Below are 16,312 nucleotides of genomic sequence, written 5' to 3'. Positions count from 1 at the left end.
AGAGGTATGTGAGAACGAATAGTGGAAATAAATAGATCTATAGCTAAAATGGTCCCTCTTCGTTATTTAATTATACCAAGTTTCATTAGACTTTCTGCGATTTGAACTGAGTTCCAAGCCGCTCCCTTAAGTAAGTTGTCAGACACAACCCACATATGGAAGCCCTTGTCTTCATCAAGATCTTTACGCACCCTGCCAACAAATACATCCGGTTTTCCTACTGCATGTGCAGGCATCGGATAAATCTGTTCTTCCGGGACGTCTTCTAAAGTTACTCCAGGAGCATCTTTTAACAGTGAGTGGATATCATTCACTGTTACAGAACCCTCCTCAATTTCAATATATACACTTTCTGAGTGACCTGTTACAACTGGTAATCTTACGCATGTTGCAGATACCTTCAATGACGGCATATGCATAATTTTTTTTGTTTCATTGATCATTTTCATTTCTTCAAATGTAAAGCCGTTCTCCTGGAATTTATCAATTTGAGGAATCGCGTTGTAAGCTATCTGATAATGCTTTTTATCCCCTTTTACAGGTAGCACACTCGGCTCAAATGATTCACCGGACAATATGGCTTGTGATTGCGCGTGGAGCTCATCGATGGCCACTGCTCCAGCCCCTGAAACGGCTTGATAGGTTGAGACGATTACTTTCGATAAACCATATTGTTTACGGATCGGTTCAAGTGCTGCCACCATCTGGATCGTAGAACAGTTAGGATTCGCAATGATTCCATTATGAAGTTTGATATCTTCTTCGTTCACCTCTGGAACAACAAGAGGAACATCTGGATCCATTCGGTATGCACTTGTATTGTCGACGACGATAGCTCCACGTTTAACGGCTTCAGGAGCAAGAAGTTTGGATACACTACCCCCTGCACTAAATAAAGCAATGTCTACCCCTTCAAAACTCTCAGGCTTAGCTTCTTCAACCGTCCATTCTTTACCTTTGAAAGTAACGGTGGACCCGGCTGAACGGGCTGAAGACAATAATGTCAATTGTTTTATTGGAAAGTCCCTTTTTTCTAATGTTTGTAGCATTTGTTGTCCAACTGCACCTGTGGCACCGACAACCGCTACATGTAATCCTGCTGTATTCAAAATCTTCTCTCCTTCCAACCATTGAGTATACTCATAGTAGGTATACCTTTTAGTCTATCACTATATTAAAGAATATTTTAACATAAACAATTATTCGACAATAGGGAATTTTATCTTTATGCCTTGATTATTTTTATTTACTAATAACTTTAAATATATATACATGAAAAGAAGGCCATCTTAACAGTGCAAGTTGATAGCCTTCTCAATCTATTAATCTAAATATCTTTCGATTACGACAGGCTGAAGCTGTCTTCCTTCAATAGCCGCTTCTATGGTTTCCTGAATCAGCGTCATTCTGGCTACCATTGATTTCGGTTTGCTTTCAGGTGCATCCTGCCCAAATGGGATAAAGTAAATATCTTTGGTTGATATTAATCTCATTAGGTTTACACCGTTTAAACCAAGAGCATCATTTGTCGAAATCCCCAGTACTACAGGACGGTGATTACGAAGAGTCGCTTTAGCAGCCATTAACACTGGAGAATCTGTCATTGCATTAGCGAATTTACTCATTGAATTTCCTGTAAGGGGAGCAATCACCATACAATCCAATGGAATTTTAGGACCAAGTGGTTCTGCCTTTACAATTGAATCGATTACCCTATGACCTGTAACGTCCTCAATTCGCTTAATCCAGTCTTCTCCTTTACCGAATCTCGTTTCCGTATTCATAACAGTTGACGTTACAATCGGCATCACTTCTGCACCGTTATTCACTAATCGTTCGATTTCCGGGAATACGGCATCATACGTACAATGAGAACCTGTCAGACCAAACCCGATTCGTTTCCCTTTCACACTCATGATGAACTCTCCTTTCCTAAATCAAAATCTTCCTCTAACAATTGACAAAGGACATTCGCCAGTATCTGGCCAGCTGTCTTTGGGGCAACGATCCCAGGCAATCCCGGGGCTAACAATGCCTTTATTCCCCGTTTTTCTGCATAACGAAAATCTGTACCTCCAGGCTTTGAAGCCAAATCGATGATTAATGTATGAGCTGGCATTTTGGCTATTACAGCAGCCTTCACTATATGCACTGGAATTGTGTTAATACATATATCACAATTCTCAACCTCTTTTTCTAAGTTATCTAAGTGGAATGGCTCTAAGCCCATTTCAGTCACCCTGGCCAGATGCTCACTTTTCCGAACGCCAACCTTCACCTTTCCGCCTAAATGATGAAACGTTCTAGCTACACTCATACCTACCCTACCCAGACCCAATATGACAATCGTAGATCCATGAATCGTAAAGTCTGTATGTTGAATAGCCATCATAATCGTTCCCTCTACTGTAGGAATAGAATTATAAATGGCAACATCGTCTCTCTCAAACAACTGAACAAGTTTCCGATTCGTTGAAGACATTATTTCATCCAAATACTTATTACTAATTCCTGAATAGATCGTACAGTGCTCTGGCGTCTGAGACACAACTTCTTCTGTTAAAACAATTTTCTCATTGGAAAAAATCGTATCAATTTCTCCTTGTAGATTCGTGCCTGGTACAGGTAAGATTATGGCGTCAATAATTGAAAAGTCCACTTCATCGAGCTTTTCTTTCGTAGCCCCTGTAAAGGCATGATCTAGTTGTTCAAAACCTACGAGTGAGATCTTTGCATCCAACTCAGTAAGCTTCCGAATAATCTCAAGTTGACGAGCATCTCCGCCTAGAACTGCGATCTGCATTCCGGTCAGCATCACTGATTTCACCTACTTTTTACATAATCGCTATTCTAAATCCCTTTTCACTTCAACAGTGTATGTTGCACATATCTAATGGGTGAGAAGAAAAGCAGGAAGAGACCGTTTAGAATGTGGGATTATTTTTGTAAAGGAGCGGTTGTAAAAGGTTAGGTGGGGATAATGATCGTAGACAAGTTTCATTCAAATAGTACAATATGTATCTTCATATTACACTGACTCCTACCAACATTTTGGAGAAAGCATACTTTTTAAATTATTGGCCAAATAAAAAAAACGGGGTTGGCCCCGTTTCAAAAGACTATCTATTTCGTTATTCATTCGATACTTCCAGAATGATCATATCAGACCCGATTGTTCTGATTTGATGCCAAGGTACCCGGATTTCCCCGCCTTGTTTTCGCAGCCATTTACCGGTCGGAATGATAAGGGCATTAATACTTCCTGACTTATCATTGAATTCAAGATCAGTTTGCCCTAGAATTCCAAGTCGTTCTGCTTTTTTATAATCGACTATTTCTTTTCCGCTTAACTCGCTTAATCTCATGAAGGTTTCCTCCTTAAAAAAGCTTTGTATTACAATGTATACACTGTCCACTTTTTTTAGAAGAAATTCTTCGTTATTTCAATCCAATGTGATGATTCATTCAAAAAAAAGCAGACTTAAGCAGTCTGCTTTTTCCTGTTATTTCCTCATATTTTGAGGGAGATTCCCATCCGGACTGATGAGGGATATTGCATAATCATCTTTAAAGATGTCAAGGGCTAACTGATTTACCTTGTCCATCGTAACGCCGTCGATTTCTTCGACAATCTCATCCAGCGTACGGTGGTGTTTTAGAAGCAGCTCATTTTTCCCGTTACGACTCATCCGGCTATTCGTACTTTCTAAACTCAGCATAAGGTTACCCTTTAATTGTTCTTTGCTGTTTAGTAATTCTTTAGAGGTTATACCATCATCTTTTAGGGCTTGCAGGGTGCTGTCGATCGTATCAAATAATTGATCTAATTGATTGGTCCCTGTCCCTCCATAAATGGTTACCATTCCGCTATCTTCATATGCGGAGTGATAAGAAAAAACGGAATACGCAAGTCCTCTTTGTTCGCGAACCTCCTGAAAAAGACGGGATGACATACTGCCACCTAATACGTTGTTTAATACGATCAGGTTATAGATGTCCGGATGCCCAATTTGCAGGCCGTCAAATCCTAAGCATAAATGGGCTTGTTCTGTATCTTTTTTCCGGGCAAGCTTATTGTTATGAAAGGCAGGCTTCACACGGTCCTCAGGTCCTTTACCACCTTCATAAGATCCGAATAGGTTCTCGACTTCTTTGATGAATGTTTCATCAACATTTCCTGCTACAGATACCACTACTTGATCCGGGGTGTACATGTCATGCATGTACTCTTTCAATTTAGCTTGATTGAATGAGTTCAGTGTTTCTTCCGTTCCCAGAATCGGATAGCCAAGTGGATGCTCTTCATAGATTGCCTTGCTTAGTAAGTCATGAACGATATCGTCAGGGGTATCTTCATACATTTTAATCTCTTCATACACTACATTTTTTTCTTTATTCAATTCTTCTTCTACATAGGTAGAGTTAAAGAACATATCGGAAAGTGTATGTAAGGCATAATCCGCATGATTGTCCAATACTTTTGCATAATAGCAGGTGTATTCCTTTGAAGTAAATGCATTGACCTGTCCGCCGATGCTGTCAAAGGACTCTGCTATTTCACGGGCCGTTTTCGTTTTTGTTCCTTTGAAAAACATATGTTCCAAAAAGTGGGATATCCCGTTATTTTGTTCCGATTCATTGCGTGAGCCGGTTCCAATCCAGACCCCAATCGCTACAGAACGGACGTGAGGTATTTCCTCCAGCACGATTCTTAGTCCATTTTGGCATGTATATTTCTTTATCAAGAAATTTCCTCCTATTCATGATGCAAACTTACTGCTTCTTATTACTATTTCCCTGTTCTGACGAATTATCGATGTCTTCTACGATTCTCTCTTCTTTAACCAAGCTTGAGATCGTACCAAGCCTTAAATTTTTTTCTTTTATTTGAAGAATCAACATGTTTAACGAATTAGCCGTTGAAGCTGTAGGGTGCATAAGTACAATTGCTCCCTTGTGCATCTTTCTCATTACACGCTCGATTAACACGCTTGGTTGTGGTTTTTGCCAATCAATCGTATCCACACTCCACATAATCGTTCTCATGTGCATTTCGTCTGCAATATTAATGACTTCCTCCCGGTAGCTACCGCTTGGTGGAGCAAACCACTTCGCTTTCTCCCCTGTGGTCACTTCAATTATTTCATTCGTCTTTTTCAATTCTTCTCTTACTTTGGCTGACTCCAATGTTTTCATATCAGGGTGAGAATATGAATGATTTCCCACTTCATGTCCTGCGTCCACAATCATCTTCGCTAAGTCCGGGTTATTTTTCACCCATCTCCCCTCTAAAAAGAACGTAGCATATACTTGGTGTTTTTTCAAAGTTGCAAGCATATCCGGGATATATTCATTTCCCCATGCTACATTGATAATAAAAGAGACCATTGGTTTATCCGGATTCCCTCGGTAAACAGGGGAAGCGGGCAAATCAGGTAAGTGCGTTTCAGGAGGGATTTGCTTGTAGATCAGTTTATCTTCATCGAATGATTTTTCTTTTTTCATATTTTGAAGAGACGCTTCTACATCCACTTTCAAACCATTATATCCTGGAGTAGCTTTCCAAACTGTATCTATTACAGCGTCTTGAGCCGGAACTTCCCTCAATTTTGCTTCTTCTTTTATTCTTCGAGTTAGATCATTGGGTTGGCTAACTCCATTCACTACTAACGATTCTTGTTTTAGTCCTGTCACATATTGATCTGATAACGGATTTTCAACGATAACTAAAGTCAGAATAGCAATTAGACTAATTCCAATCAAGTATTTTCTTTCCATACCCGTCCACCTTCCTTCTCCTAAAAACATATGAAGAAAAAGGACCTGGTAGAACAAAAGCGGAGGGGCTTTGCTCAAGAGGCGACAAGCATAAGGCGAAGTTATCGGAAAGGCGCTTTTTGCCTTTTTGATATCTTTGACTTATGACCTCGAGCCTCTAAGCCCCGGAGCTGGATGATACAAAAGCGGAGGGGCTTTGCTCAAGAGGCGACAAGCATAAGACGAAGATATCGGAAAGGCGCTTTTTGCCTTTTGGATATCTTTGACTTATGGCCTCGAGCCTCTAAGCCCCGGAGCTGGATGATACAAAAGCGGAGGGGCTTTGCTCGGGTGGCGACAAGCATAAGACGAAAAGCGATGGCTACTCCATCAGCCCTGAATGAAAACTCCACAGATAAAAAAAGCCGCCCCGGAGGAGAGTTTGCTCCTTACAGGACAGCCTGCCAATCTCAAAAGATTATGCTTGGTTTTGTTCTTCTTTTTCACGCTGTTCTTTAAGAACTGCTTTTCTAGACAAGTTGACTCTACCCTGGTTATCGATGTCAAGAACCTTAACAAGGATCTCATCGCCTAAGGCTACTACGTCTTCTACTTTGCGAATACGCTCTTCTGCAAGTTCAGATATGTGGACCAGTCCATCTTTACCACTGAAGATTTCAACAAATGCACCGAATTTTTCAATTCGTTTTACTTTCCCCAGGTACATTTGTCCAGCTTCAACTTCTCTTACTATATCTTCAATTGTTTTCTTAGCAACTTTGTTCATCTCTTCATCAGTAGAAGAGATGAAGATCGTTCCGTCCTGCTCAATATCAATCTTAACGCCTGTTTCGTCGATGATTTTATTGATTTGTTTACCACTTGGTCCAATAACATCGCGGATTTTATCAGGGTTAATATGCATGGTTAAGATTTTAGGTGCATATTGAGAAAGGCTGGTTCTTGCTTCACCGATTGTTGCTAACATGCTATCAAGAATCTGGATTCTTCCTTTTTTCGCTTGTTGAAGTGCTTCTTCAAGAATTTCCCTGGATAGCCCATCAATTTTGATATCCATTTGAAGAGCGGTAACACCCTTAGAAGTCCCAGCTACTTTAAAGTCCATGTCACCCAGGTGATCTTCCATCCCTTGAATATCCGTTAAGATGGAATAGTTTTCACCAGATTTGATCAGACCCATGGCGATCCCTGCTACTGGTGCTTTAATTGGAACACCTGCATCCATCATCGCTAAGGTGCTTGCACAGATACTTGCTTGTGAAGTTGAACCATTTGATTCAAGTACTTCAGAAACAAGACGGATTGTATACGGGAAGTCTTTCTCGTTTGGAATAATGGGATCCAAGGCTTTTTCCCCTAGTGCTCCATGTCCGATTTCACGACGACCCGGTCCTCTAATCGGGCCCGTTTCCCCTACACTGAATTGAGGGAAATTATAATGATGCATGAATCGTTTTGATTCTTCAATCCCAAGACCATCAAGAACTTGAACATCTCCTAATGCCCCTAATGTACAAATGCTTAGTGCTTGGGTTTGTCCACGTGTGAATAGTCCTGAACCGTGTGTTCTTGGTAATAAACCAACCTCGGAAGAAAGTGGACGTATTTCGTCGACTTTACGACCATCGGGACGGACTTTATCTTCAGTAATCAAGCGACGAACTTCATTTTTCACAAGCTTGTCTAATACTTTTTTCACTTGCTTCAGTGTAGCTTCATCGGCTTCTTTCTCTTCTTCATAAACAGCCATCACTTTTTTCTTTACTGCTTTAATTGCTTCTTCACGAGCATGTTTTTCTTGAACTTGAATCGCAGGGATTAGTTCACTTTCACATAATGAACGAACCTCTGCTTCAACGGCTTGATCTAGTTCAACAAGTTGAATTTCTGATTTCTCTTTACCGACTTTAGCAACAATTTCCTCTTGGAAAGCGACTAAACGCTTTATTTCTTCATGACCAAACATGATTGCCTCAAGCATTGTCTCTTCAGGTACTTCATCTGCTCCTGCTTCAACCATGTTGATGGCATCTTTGGTACCGGCTACAGATAAATGAATCTCACTTTTCTCCAGCTGCTCCACTGAAGGGTTAATAATAAATTTACCATCAATCAGACCAACAATTACCCCTGCAATCGGACCCTCAAATGGGATATCAGAAACAGATAGTGCTAGTGAAGATCCGAACATAGCTGCCATTTCAGATGAACAGTTTTGGTCTACACTCATCACTATACTGATTACTTGTACTTCATTACGGAATCCATCTGCGAACAATGGACGGATAGGACGGTCAATCAAACGGCTTGCCAGGATCGCTTTTTCGCTCGGACGTCCTTCACGTTTAATAAATCCTCCTGGAATTTTACCAACAGCATATAATCTTTCTTCATAATTCACAGTTAGTGGGAAGAAATCCAGTGGTTTTGGCTCTTTTGAAGCTGTTGCACTACTTAATACCGCAGTATCTCCGTAGCGTACCATCACCGCTCCATTGGCTTGTTTGGCAAATTGGCCTACTTCGACCGTTAATTCTCTTCCTGCCCATTCAATGGAAAAGGTTTGTTTAGTTTGTTCCATAAAGTGTGCCCCTCTCTTTATATATCACTAAAAGGTTCGGCCTGTACCTAACCCGGATAAATATTGTAAATAAACTAATCTATATCATGCACATTCGTGCCGTTATATTCGTTTGGGTGAATAACATAAGGAACTATGTAAATATAGTATGTTCTCTCAATGGAAAGTTCTATTTACTCGCATTAAGGACTCGAATAACTCTTATGTACATATTATGTATTTTAGACAAAAACTATATAATTGAATACTTTTCGCGATAAAAATATTTAAAAATATGTGGGGAATCATACAAAGATTCCCACTTATCAAAACTAAAGAAAAAGCGGGACATAATCCCGCTTCCTTTGTCTGTTTATCGACGTAAACCTAATTTGTTGATTAACTCACGGTAGCGTTGTACATCTTTCTTACGTAGGTAAGATAATAGATTACGACGGTGACCTACCATTTTCAGAAGACCGCGACGAGAGTGGTGGTCTTTCTTGTGAACGCGTAAGTGATCGTTCAGGTTGTTAATTTCTTCAGTTAGGACAGCAATTTGAACTTCTGGAGATCCAGTATCGTTCTCATGTACTTTGTATTCACTGATAAGTTCGTTTTTACGCTCTTTAGTGATAGCCATCCTTTTCACCTCCTAATAATTTCTTTCAAATCCCCTGTTACTGAGCAACCGTTGGTGAATCGTGATGCCAAGCAAAGGTTCATTTCATACGCTATTTAGAATACTACTCTTTTCAACAAAAATCAAGTATAAACCTCAAATTTCCGAAAAGTAGTGTATTGCTTTGTCTTTATCTTTCTGAATTTGCGAGATTAATTCCTCTATCCCTGAAAACTTCTGTTCATCCCTAATTCTTTCATACCATTCGATATACACTTCTTCGCCATATATTGACGCATGAAAATCAAAAATGTGAACTTCGATTGATAGAGAGTATTCATCTGGATTTTTAAAAGTAGGCTTATAACCAATATTACATACACCATCGAACCATTTATCATGAATTTTCATTCTAACAGCATAGACTCCCACTTTAGGAGTAAGATAGTCGTAGGTCAACTCAATATTGGCAGTAGGAAAGCCAATTTTTCTGCCTCTCTTATCCCCATGTATGACTGTCCCTTTCATTTTAAACGGCCTGCCCAGGAGCTGACGAGCTTTCTTTACGTCGCCTTCTTTAAGGCATTCTCTTATGAACGTTGAACTTACTTTCAAGTCATCGTCTGTAAGCTTCGGAATTGTAGTAGAGGTAAACATATCACGTGAATGGAATGGAAGTGTTTCCATCGTCCCTTTCCCTAAACGTCCATATGAGTAATCGAAACCTGCTACTACATGCAGTGCATTGAGACCTATGATGTATTGATCAACGAAGTCCTGAGGAATCAGACTTGCAAATTCTGATGTAAAACGGACAATAAATAAATAATCCACTCCCAGTTCCTCTATTATTCCTTTCTTATCTTCCAGAGGGGTTATGTAGTGTATATTCTTGTGCTTATGACCTAATACAACTGAAGGATGAGGATCAAATGTCATCACCGCACTACAAGCTTTGAGCTGTTTCGCTTTTTCTACTGCTGCACTGATCACCCTCTGATGTCCTCTATGTACTCCATCGAAGTACCCTAGAGCCAAAACAAGGGGTGGAAAATCATTCTTACTAATTGAATGTGGATGATGTACAGTTATCACTTTCACAGTATTTCACCTTTTTTCACTAGTCGTTGAAAAGCACTTTGACAGGCTTGATAACACCTGATTTGTCCGGGTGACGGCGATAGATGGCAATAGTCTTACCATGATGCTCCATCACTACCTCTCTCGTTTCCGGCCAATCCTCAGGCTCTTCCAAGCGTGCTCCATTCTTCACTTTCTCTGCTAATGTATCATTAATTGCCATTTTCGGCAAATGAGAAAGTCCCATTTCCAGTGGGAGAAGAAGTCCTTGTGGGTTTTCATTATCAACGAACTCTTTTACATCTTCTAAAGTAAAACAGTCCTCTTTCCTAAAACTGGCTGATTGTGTACGGGTAAGGGCTGACATATGAGCTGGATATCCAAGTCTATTTCCAATTTCAACAGCAAGGGTCCTCACATAAGTACCTTTGCCACAAGCTACTTCAAATGAGAAAGCCGGATCCTTGCTGTCTAATTCATCCCACTCCTCGAGTAAACTAAGCTTATGGATACGAACGGTTCTTGATGGTCTATCAACTTCAATCCCTTGTCTTGCATACTCATATAACCGTTTACCGTTTACCTTTATCGCTGAATACATTGGAGGGGTTTGCGTAATATCGCCGGTTAAACTTCTGAGAATCTCCTCAACCTCTGCTCTGGTAATCGTACGGTCCACCGTTTTCTCTACAACAGGTTCACCCCAAGCATCTTCTGTCGTTGTCGAGAAACCGAGAGTGACTTCCCCTTCATAGGTTTTTCCCGATGCTGTAATGTACTCAGCTATCTTCGTAGCTCTTCCAATACAAATTGGAAGTACACCAGATACTTCCGGGTCAAGCGTGCCTGTATGGCCTACCTTTTTCGTTCTAAGGAGCTTCCTCAATTTAAATACACAATCATGTGACGTCATGCCACGGGGCTTCCATAGGGGCAGGATTCCATTCATCTTAATACCTCCACTAATGTTCATTCTTTTATTCAACATTTAGAAAACAAAAGGACTAATCCATTGGAATTAATTCCCTCCGGATCAGCCCTTTCTTCTTACTCTTCTGTGTCTTTAGACTCTTCTGGTTCATCTTGAACTTTTCTTAATAAAGTTTCAATATGATTACCATAATCAATCGATTCATCAAACTCAAAAATAATTTCAGGTGTTTTGCGCAGACGGATTCGCTGTCCTACTTCAGAACGGATGAATCCTTTTGCCTTCGCCAGACCTTTAAGCGTGTTTTCTCTTTGGTCTTCTCCACCCAGAACGGTAATATACACTTTTGCCTGTTGTAAATCACCAGTTACCTGCACATCTGTAACTGTCACAAAGCCAATGCGTGGGTCCTTTATTTTTCGTCCGATAATATCGCTGAGCTCTTTCTTCATTTGCTCGCTAACACGATTCGCACGATGGCTCATCAATATCACCTCTTATATATCGTTAATCGTTATATGTTGGAACATAAGCAACTCTCTATAATGACTCGATTTGGGTCTCCAGTCTCTCCCACTCCGGAAAAGAATCAATGAATTTCAATGCATGCTCAATTTCTCTTTCACTGGCTCCTTTAGAAGAAGCGACGTTGACGATGGCAATCCTGGTTCGCTGCCATACGTCCTGATGTCCGATTTCAGAGACAGATACATTAAATTTTTGTTTGAGGCGTGACAAGACCCTCTGCAGGACAGCCCGCTTTTCTTTTAAAGAGTGAGAATCATAAATCATGCACTCACATTCAACATATGTGATCATTTACGTGTAATTTCCTCCATGATGAAGGCTTCGATTACGTCGCCCTCTTTCACATCGTTAAAGTTCTTAATCGTAATACCACATTCGTAACCTTTGGCTACGTCTTTGGCATCATCCTTAAAACGTTTAAGGGCATCCAGTTCACCTTCAAAGATAACAATTCCATCACGAATTAAACGAACGCCGCTGTCGCGAGAAATTTTACCTTCTGTTACATAGCTTCCCGCAATCGTTCCAACTTTAGACACTTTAAATGTTTGACGAACTTCTGCTTGACCAATGATTTTTTCTTCGAATTCAGGGTCCAGCATCCCTTTCATAGCAGCTTCAATTTCCTCCATTACCTTATAGATAATACGGTGTAATCGAATTTCTACTCCTTCAGTATCAGCCGTACGTTTCGCATTTACATCAGGGCGAACATTAAAGCCTATAACAATAGCGTTGGACGCTGCTGCCAGTGTAATATCTGATTCGTTAATCGCTCCGACACCAGTATGGATGATACGTATATTTACACCTTCAACTTCAATTTTCAGCAATGAAGCGGCAAGAGCTTCCACTGAACCTTGAACGTCAGCTTTAAGAACGAGGTTGAGGTCCTTCATTTCACCTTGTTTCATTTGTTCAAACAGGTTCTCAAGGCTTACCTTAGACTTCTCTCCCCTCTGTGCTTGCAGAGCTTGAGAAGCACGAGCTTCACCAACAGAACGAGCCGTTTTCTCGTCTTCAAATACAACGAAACGATCTCCAGCTTGAGGAACATCATTTAAACCTGTGATTTCAACAGGAGCAGAAGGACCTGCCTCTTTCACACGGCGACCAAGGTCATTGACCATTGCACGAACACGACCGAATGTATTTCCTACTACAATAGGGTCCCCAACCTTTAATGTCCCGTTTTGAACAAGTAAAGTCGCTACAGATCCCCGGCCTTTGTCTAATTGTGCTTCAATCACCGTACCTTGAGCAAGGCGATTCGGATTTGCTTTAAGCTCTTCCACTTCACTGACAAGAACGATCATTTCAAGTAGATTATCGATCCCTTCTCCTGATAATGCAGATAGTGGTACGAAGATTGTGTCTCCCCCCCACGCTTCAGGAACCAGTTCGTATTCCGTCAGTTCTTGCATTACACGATCTGGATTCGCAGCTTCTTTGTCCATTTTATTAACGGCAATAATAATTGGAACTTCAGCCGCTTTCGCATGGTTGATCGCTTCAACTGTTTGAGGCATTACACCATCATCAGCAGCAACAACAATGATCGCGATATCCGTTACTTGAGCACCGCGGGCACGCATCGTTGTGAAGGCAGCATGTCCAGGAGTATCAAGGAAGGTGATCTTCTTTTCATCCACTTCTACTTGATAAGCACCGATATGCTGAGTGATTCCTCCTGCTTCTCCTGCCGTTACTTTTGTGTTACGGATGGAATCAAGCAGTGTCGTTTTACCATGGTCAACGTGACCCATGATTGTCACAACAGAAGGACGCTCTTCTACTTGCTCTTGTGTATCTTCAGTGAAGTATACTTCAAGGTCAGTGGCATCTACTTTGATCTCTTCCTCTACTTCGACTCCATATTCTCCTGCAATCAGTTCAATTGAGTCTTTATCTAACTCTTGGTTGATTGTTGCCATGACACCAAGCATGAATAGCTTTTTAATGATTTCAGATGGCTCTTTGTGAAGCTTTTTCGCAAGCTCTGAAACTGTCAATGACTCTGAGAACGTAATTTTTGAAGGAAGTTCTTTTTTCTTGGCAGGCTGTTGTTGCTGTGGAGCCTGTTTGAAATTTTTATTTTGCCTGTTTTGTTTGTTATTTTTGTTTTTGTTGTTGTTATTATTATTATTGAAGACCTTCTTCTCCTTTGATTGGTGCTGTTGTTCGTGTTTTTTTCCTTCACGACTTTTCGGTGCTGATTTTACTTTTTCCTTGTTCGGAGCTTCTTCTGCTTTTGATGCATTTGTCTTGGAATCCTTTTGGCTTGGTTTCTGACTGCTTGAATTCCCTTTGTACATCGCGTCTAATTTTGTTACTGCGTCGTCTTCTATAGTTGCCATATGGTTTGATACCTCAATATTCAGTTGCTTTAATTTTCCGATAACATCTTTGCTTGAAACATTGTATTTTTTTGCATATTCATAAACACGCATCTTGCTCATATGTTCACCCCCACTGAGATTCATCGAGCAGTTCGGATAATTTCCCGGCAAAGCCTGCTTCCATTATAGCTACCACTACCCTGGCTTCTTTTCCAATGGCCTGACCTAAATCATTTCTGCTATCCACCAAACTAACCGGGACATTGTAGGATTTACATTTGTCCGTAATTTTCTTGTAGGTATTAGCAGAAGCATCTTTGGAAAGAATGACAAGTTTTGCTCGTCCACTACGAACTTCTTTAATAACAAGCTCTTCACCTGAAATAATCTTACGTGCCCGATTCGCCAATCCTAAAAGTGACATCCAACGATTTTGATTCATACGCTAAACGTTACTCCTTCTCCACAAGGCTAATCAATTCATCGTAAAGAGATTCATCTATTTTCGCTTGTAATTGATTGGCTAATGTATTTTTCTTTTTAGCTTGTAAAATGATGTCTTTATCCTTGGAAAGATAAGCTCCACGCCCTGATTTCTTACCGGTGGGATCGATGGAAACCTCCCCTTCTTTCGAGCGGACAATCCGTATCATTTCTTTCTTCGGCTTCATTTCACCCGTTGCCACACATTTGCGCAATGGGATCTTCTTATTTACACTCATCTGACTCACCTCTTAATCTTGATTGTCGAAATCAATATTTAAAGGCTCGTTATCATATTCTTCCTCTTCATCTTGAGGAAGGAATGACTCTTCGCGAGGATATAATCCCAGTTCACGAGCGTCTGTTTCACTCTTGATATCAATCTTCCAATTTGTCAATTTGGCTGCAAGACGGGCATTTTGACCACGTTTACCGATTGCAAGTGAAAGTTGATAATCCGGAACAACTACTCTTGTCGCTTTATCATCTTCATTCACCTGTACATCCAGAACTTTCGATGGACTTAATGCATTGGCTACGAATGTTACAGGATCTTCTGACCATTGAACAATGTCAATTTTTTCACCTTTTAATTCGTTTACAATTGCCTGTACACGTGCACCCTTGGTTCCCACACAAGCTCCAACGGGATCTACCTCGGAATTTTCTGCATGAACAGAGATTTTAGAGCGATCTCCGGCTTCACGTGCAACAGATTTGATTTCTACCGTTCCATCAAAGATTTCAGGAACTTCGATTTCAAATAACCGCTTCAGTAATCCGGGATGTGTTCTTGAAACAAAGATTTGAGGACCTTTTGTAGTCTTCTCAACCTTTGTAATAAACACTTTTATGCGATCATGAGGCTTATATGTTTCATTTGGCATCTGCTCGCTCACTGGTAAAAGCGCCTCAATCTTGCCTAGTGCCACATAGATAAAGCGATTGTCCTGACGTTGAACGATACCTGTCATGATATCTTCTTCGCGATCCACAAATTCGGAATAGATAATTCCTCTTTCAGCTTCTCTTACTCGTTGGGTAACAACCTGTTTAGCCGTTTGGGCAGCGATTCGGCCAAAATCCTTTGGTGTAACTTCCAACTCAACAACGTCTCCAACCTCGTAGCTAGGATTGATTTCCCCGGCGTCTTCGACAGAAATCTCAAGGCGGGAATCAAATACTTCGTCTACAACTTCTTTACGAGCGAAAACTCTCATCGTACCAGTTTCAAGGTTAAGGTCTACACGGACATTTTGTGCTTGGTTAAAATTTCGTTTGTAAGCTGACACAAGTGCAGCTTCAATTGCTTCAATGATGACATCTCTTGCAATGCCTTTCTCTTTCTCTAAAACAGTAAGAGCATCTAATAACTGAGTGCTCATGGTGGTTTCATCCCCCTTTATAGTGCGGTTAGTTCCTATGAAAATGTAACAGCCAATCGTGCGATCGCTATCTTATCTGTTGGAATTTCAACCTTCTTTTTTCGAGTCTTAATGGTTACTTCTAATGCTAATTGGTCTGAAGTATAGGAAAGAAGTGTGCCTTCGAAGGCTTTTTCACCGTTCATTGGCTCATATGTTTTCACATAAACGTTTTTGCCGATGGCTTTCTCAAAGTCCTTTTCTTTCTTTAAAGGACGTTCAGCTCCCGGTGAAGAAACTTCTAAAAAGTAATTATGAGGAATTGGGTCAATTTCATCTAACTTCTCACTAAGTCTTTCACTTACTATTCCGCATTCTTCAATGTCAACACCTGAATCTTTGTCGATAAATACGCGAAGAAACCAATTGGATCCCTCTTTCAAATATTCCATGTCAATGAGTTCTAATGACATGTCGTCTAAGATTGGTGTAACAAGTTCTTCTACAAGTGTTGTTATTTTGCTCATACTTACCTCCTGGTCTATATGAAAATCTTGCACCAAGACTAGAAATGATAGTTCAAAAAATCTCCATGTAATAACGAAAGAGTGGGGTGCGACCCCACTC

Annotated in this window: 17 protein-coding genes; all 17 read right to left on the bottom strand. The window is 40.5% G+C overall.

Features of this window, described 5'->3' with window-relative positions:
* Positions 1-62: 62 nt before the first annotated feature.
* Positions 63-1,109: an aspartate-semialdehyde dehydrogenase gene (gene asd / locus ACYH0O_RS10585; protein ID WP_482632190.1), complete on the bottom strand. Its 1,047-nt coding sequence runs from the start codon at positions 1,107-1,109 to the stop codon at positions 63-65.
* A gap of 213 nt (positions 1,110-1,322) precedes the next feature.
* Complete coding sequence (locus tag ACYH0O_RS10580) at positions 1,323-1,916, bottom strand: dipicolinate synthase subunit B (RefSeq protein ID WP_113968175.1); 594 nt, start codon at positions 1,914-1,916, stop codon at positions 1,323-1,325.
* Positions 1,913-2,815 (bottom strand): dipicolinic acid synthetase subunit A, encoded by a 903-nt coding sequence (dpaA, locus tag ACYH0O_RS10575; RefSeq protein WP_149155548.1) that lies wholly within the window; start codon positions 2,813-2,815, stop codon positions 1,913-1,915. Before dpaA ends, ACYH0O_RS10580 begins: the two co-directional genes overlap by 4 nt.
* A gap of 316 nt (positions 2,816-3,131) precedes the next feature.
* Positions 3,132-3,365 carry a YlmC/YmxH family sporulation protein gene (locus ACYH0O_RS10570; RefSeq protein ID WP_149155547.1) on the bottom strand — a complete coding sequence of 78 codons (234 nt, stop codon included), beginning with the start codon at positions 3,363-3,365 and terminating at the stop codon, positions 3,132-3,134.
* Positions 3,366-3,503: 138 nt separating this feature from the next.
* A complete protein-coding gene (locus tag ACYH0O_RS10565) occupies positions 3,504-4,745 on the bottom strand; it encodes a M16 family metallopeptidase (RefSeq protein WP_482632189.1) in 1,242 nt (413 codons plus the stop codon).
* A gap of 28 nt (positions 4,746-4,773) precedes the next feature.
* Positions 4,774-5,778 carry a polysaccharide deacetylase family protein gene (locus ACYH0O_RS10560; protein ID WP_482632188.1) on the bottom strand — a complete coding sequence of 335 codons (1,005 nt, stop codon included), beginning with the start codon at positions 5,776-5,778 and terminating at the stop codon, positions 4,774-4,776.
* Between the two features lie 457 nt (positions 5,779-6,235).
* Positions 6,236-8,359, bottom strand: coding sequence for a polyribonucleotide nucleotidyltransferase (gene pnp / locus ACYH0O_RS10555; RefSeq protein WP_482632187.1), 2,124 nt, complete (start codon positions 8,357-8,359; stop codon positions 6,236-6,238).
* A gap of 352 nt (positions 8,360-8,711) precedes the next feature.
* Positions 8,712-8,981 (bottom strand): 30S ribosomal protein S15, encoded by a 270-nt coding sequence (rpsO, locus tag ACYH0O_RS10550; protein ID WP_034760125.1) that lies wholly within the window; start codon positions 8,979-8,981, stop codon positions 8,712-8,714.
* A 135-nt stretch (positions 8,982-9,116) separates the two neighbouring features.
* Positions 9,117-10,061 (bottom strand): bifunctional riboflavin kinase/FAD synthetase, encoded by a 945-nt coding sequence (gene ribF / locus ACYH0O_RS10545; RefSeq protein ID WP_482632186.1) that lies wholly within the window; start codon positions 10,059-10,061, stop codon positions 9,117-9,119.
* Between the two features lie 19 nt (positions 10,062-10,080).
* The gene (truB, locus tag ACYH0O_RS10540) at positions 10,081-10,989 is read right to left on the bottom strand and encodes a tRNA pseudouridine(55) synthase TruB (protein ID WP_482632185.1); all 909 of its coding nucleotides are present in this window, start codon (positions 10,987-10,989) and stop codon (positions 10,081-10,083) included.
* Between the two features lie 98 nt (positions 10,990-11,087).
* Positions 11,088-11,456 (bottom strand): 30S ribosome-binding factor RbfA, encoded by a 369-nt coding sequence (gene rbfA, locus ACYH0O_RS10535; RefSeq protein ID WP_148968773.1) that lies wholly within the window; start codon positions 11,454-11,456, stop codon positions 11,088-11,090.
* A gap of 55 nt (positions 11,457-11,511) precedes the next feature.
* Positions 11,512-11,790 (bottom strand): DUF503 domain-containing protein, encoded by a 279-nt coding sequence (locus ACYH0O_RS10530; RefSeq protein ID WP_482632184.1) that lies wholly within the window; start codon positions 11,788-11,790, stop codon positions 11,512-11,514.
* Positions 11,787-13,958, bottom strand: coding sequence for a translation initiation factor IF-2 (infB, locus tag ACYH0O_RS10525; RefSeq protein ID WP_482632183.1), 2,172 nt, complete (start codon positions 13,956-13,958; stop codon positions 11,787-11,789). The genes ACYH0O_RS10530 and infB overlap by 4 nt, the downstream gene beginning before the upstream one ends.
* A 4-nt stretch (positions 13,959-13,962) precedes the next feature.
* Positions 13,963-14,280 carry a YlxQ family RNA-binding protein gene (locus tag ACYH0O_RS10520; RefSeq protein WP_149155540.1) on the bottom strand — a complete coding sequence of 106 codons (318 nt, stop codon included), beginning with the start codon at positions 14,278-14,280 and terminating at the stop codon, positions 13,963-13,965.
* A 10-nt stretch (positions 14,281-14,290) separates the two neighbouring features.
* Positions 14,291-14,560 carry an RNase P modulator RnpM gene (gene rnpM, locus ACYH0O_RS10515; protein WP_113968187.1) on the bottom strand — a complete coding sequence of 90 codons (270 nt, stop codon included), beginning with the start codon at positions 14,558-14,560 and terminating at the stop codon, positions 14,291-14,293.
* Between the two features lie 12 nt (positions 14,561-14,572).
* Complete coding sequence (gene nusA / locus ACYH0O_RS10510; RefSeq protein ID WP_044337366.1) at positions 14,573-15,706, bottom strand: transcription termination factor NusA; 1,134 nt, start codon at positions 15,704-15,706, stop codon at positions 14,573-14,575.
* Positions 15,707-15,741: 35 nt separating this feature from the next.
* Positions 15,742-16,212: a ribosome maturation factor RimP gene (gene rimP, locus ACYH0O_RS10505; RefSeq protein ID WP_482632182.1), complete on the bottom strand. Its 471-nt coding sequence runs from the start codon at positions 16,210-16,212 to the stop codon at positions 15,742-15,744.
* Positions 16,213-16,312: the final 100 nt, after the last annotated feature.

The organism is Rossellomorea sp. H136, from assembly GCF_056838065.1.
Note: the sequence above shows the minus strand (reverse complement) of the source record. Positions and strands in the feature narration are given on the sequence as shown.

Bases quoted from the DNA above. Each gene is read 5' to 3' on its own strand.
- ACYH0O_RS10560 (WP_482632188.1), bottom strand. From the start codon at position 5,778: ATGGAAAGAAAATACTTGATTGGAATTAGTCTAATTGCTATTCTGACT.
- rbfA (WP_148968773.1), bottom strand. From the start codon at position 11,456: ATGAGCCATCGTGCGAATCGTGTTAGCGAGCAAATGAAGAAAGAGCTC.
- rnpM (WP_113968187.1), bottom strand. From the start codon at position 14,560: ATGAGTGTAAATAAGAAGATCCCATTGCGCAAATGTGTGGCAACGGGT.
- nusA (WP_044337366.1), bottom strand. From the start codon at position 15,706: ATGAGCACTCAGTTATTAGATGCTCTTACTGTTTTAGAGAAAGAGAAA.
- ACYH0O_RS10570 (WP_149155547.1), bottom strand. From the start codon at position 3,365: ATGAGATTAAGCGAGTTAAGCGGAAAAGAAATAGTCGATTATAAAAAA.
- ACYH0O_RS10530 (WP_482632184.1), bottom strand. From the start codon at position 11,790: ATGATCACATATGTTGAATGTGAGTGCATGATTTATGATTCTCACTCT.
- dpaA (WP_149155548.1), bottom strand. From the start codon at position 2,815: ATGCTGACCGGAATGCAGATCGCAGTTCTAGGCGGAGATGCTCGTCAA.
- ACYH0O_RS10520 (WP_149155540.1), bottom strand. From the start codon at position 14,280: ATGAATCAAAATCGTTGGATGTCACTTTTAGGATTGGCGAATCGGGCA.
- truB (WP_482632185.1), bottom strand. From the start codon at position 10,989: ATGAATGGAATCCTGCCCCTATGGAAGCCCCGTGGCATGACGTCACAT.
- pnp (WP_482632187.1), bottom strand. From the start codon at position 8,359: ATGGAACAAACTAAACAAACCTTTTCCATTGAATGGGCAGGAAGAGAA.
- ACYH0O_RS10580 (WP_113968175.1), bottom strand. From the start codon at position 1,916: ATGAGTGTGAAAGGGAAACGAATCGGGTTTGGTCTGACAGGTTCTCAT.
- infB (WP_482632183.1), bottom strand. From the start codon at position 13,958: ATGAGCAAGATGCGTGTTTATGAATATGCAAAAAAATACAATGTTTCA.
- rimP (WP_482632182.1), bottom strand. From the start codon at position 16,212: ATGAGCAAAATAACAACACTTGTAGAAGAACTTGTTACACCAATCTTA.
- rpsO (WP_034760125.1), bottom strand. From the start codon at position 8,981: ATGGCTATCACTAAAGAGCGTAAAAACGAACTTATCAGTGAATACAAA.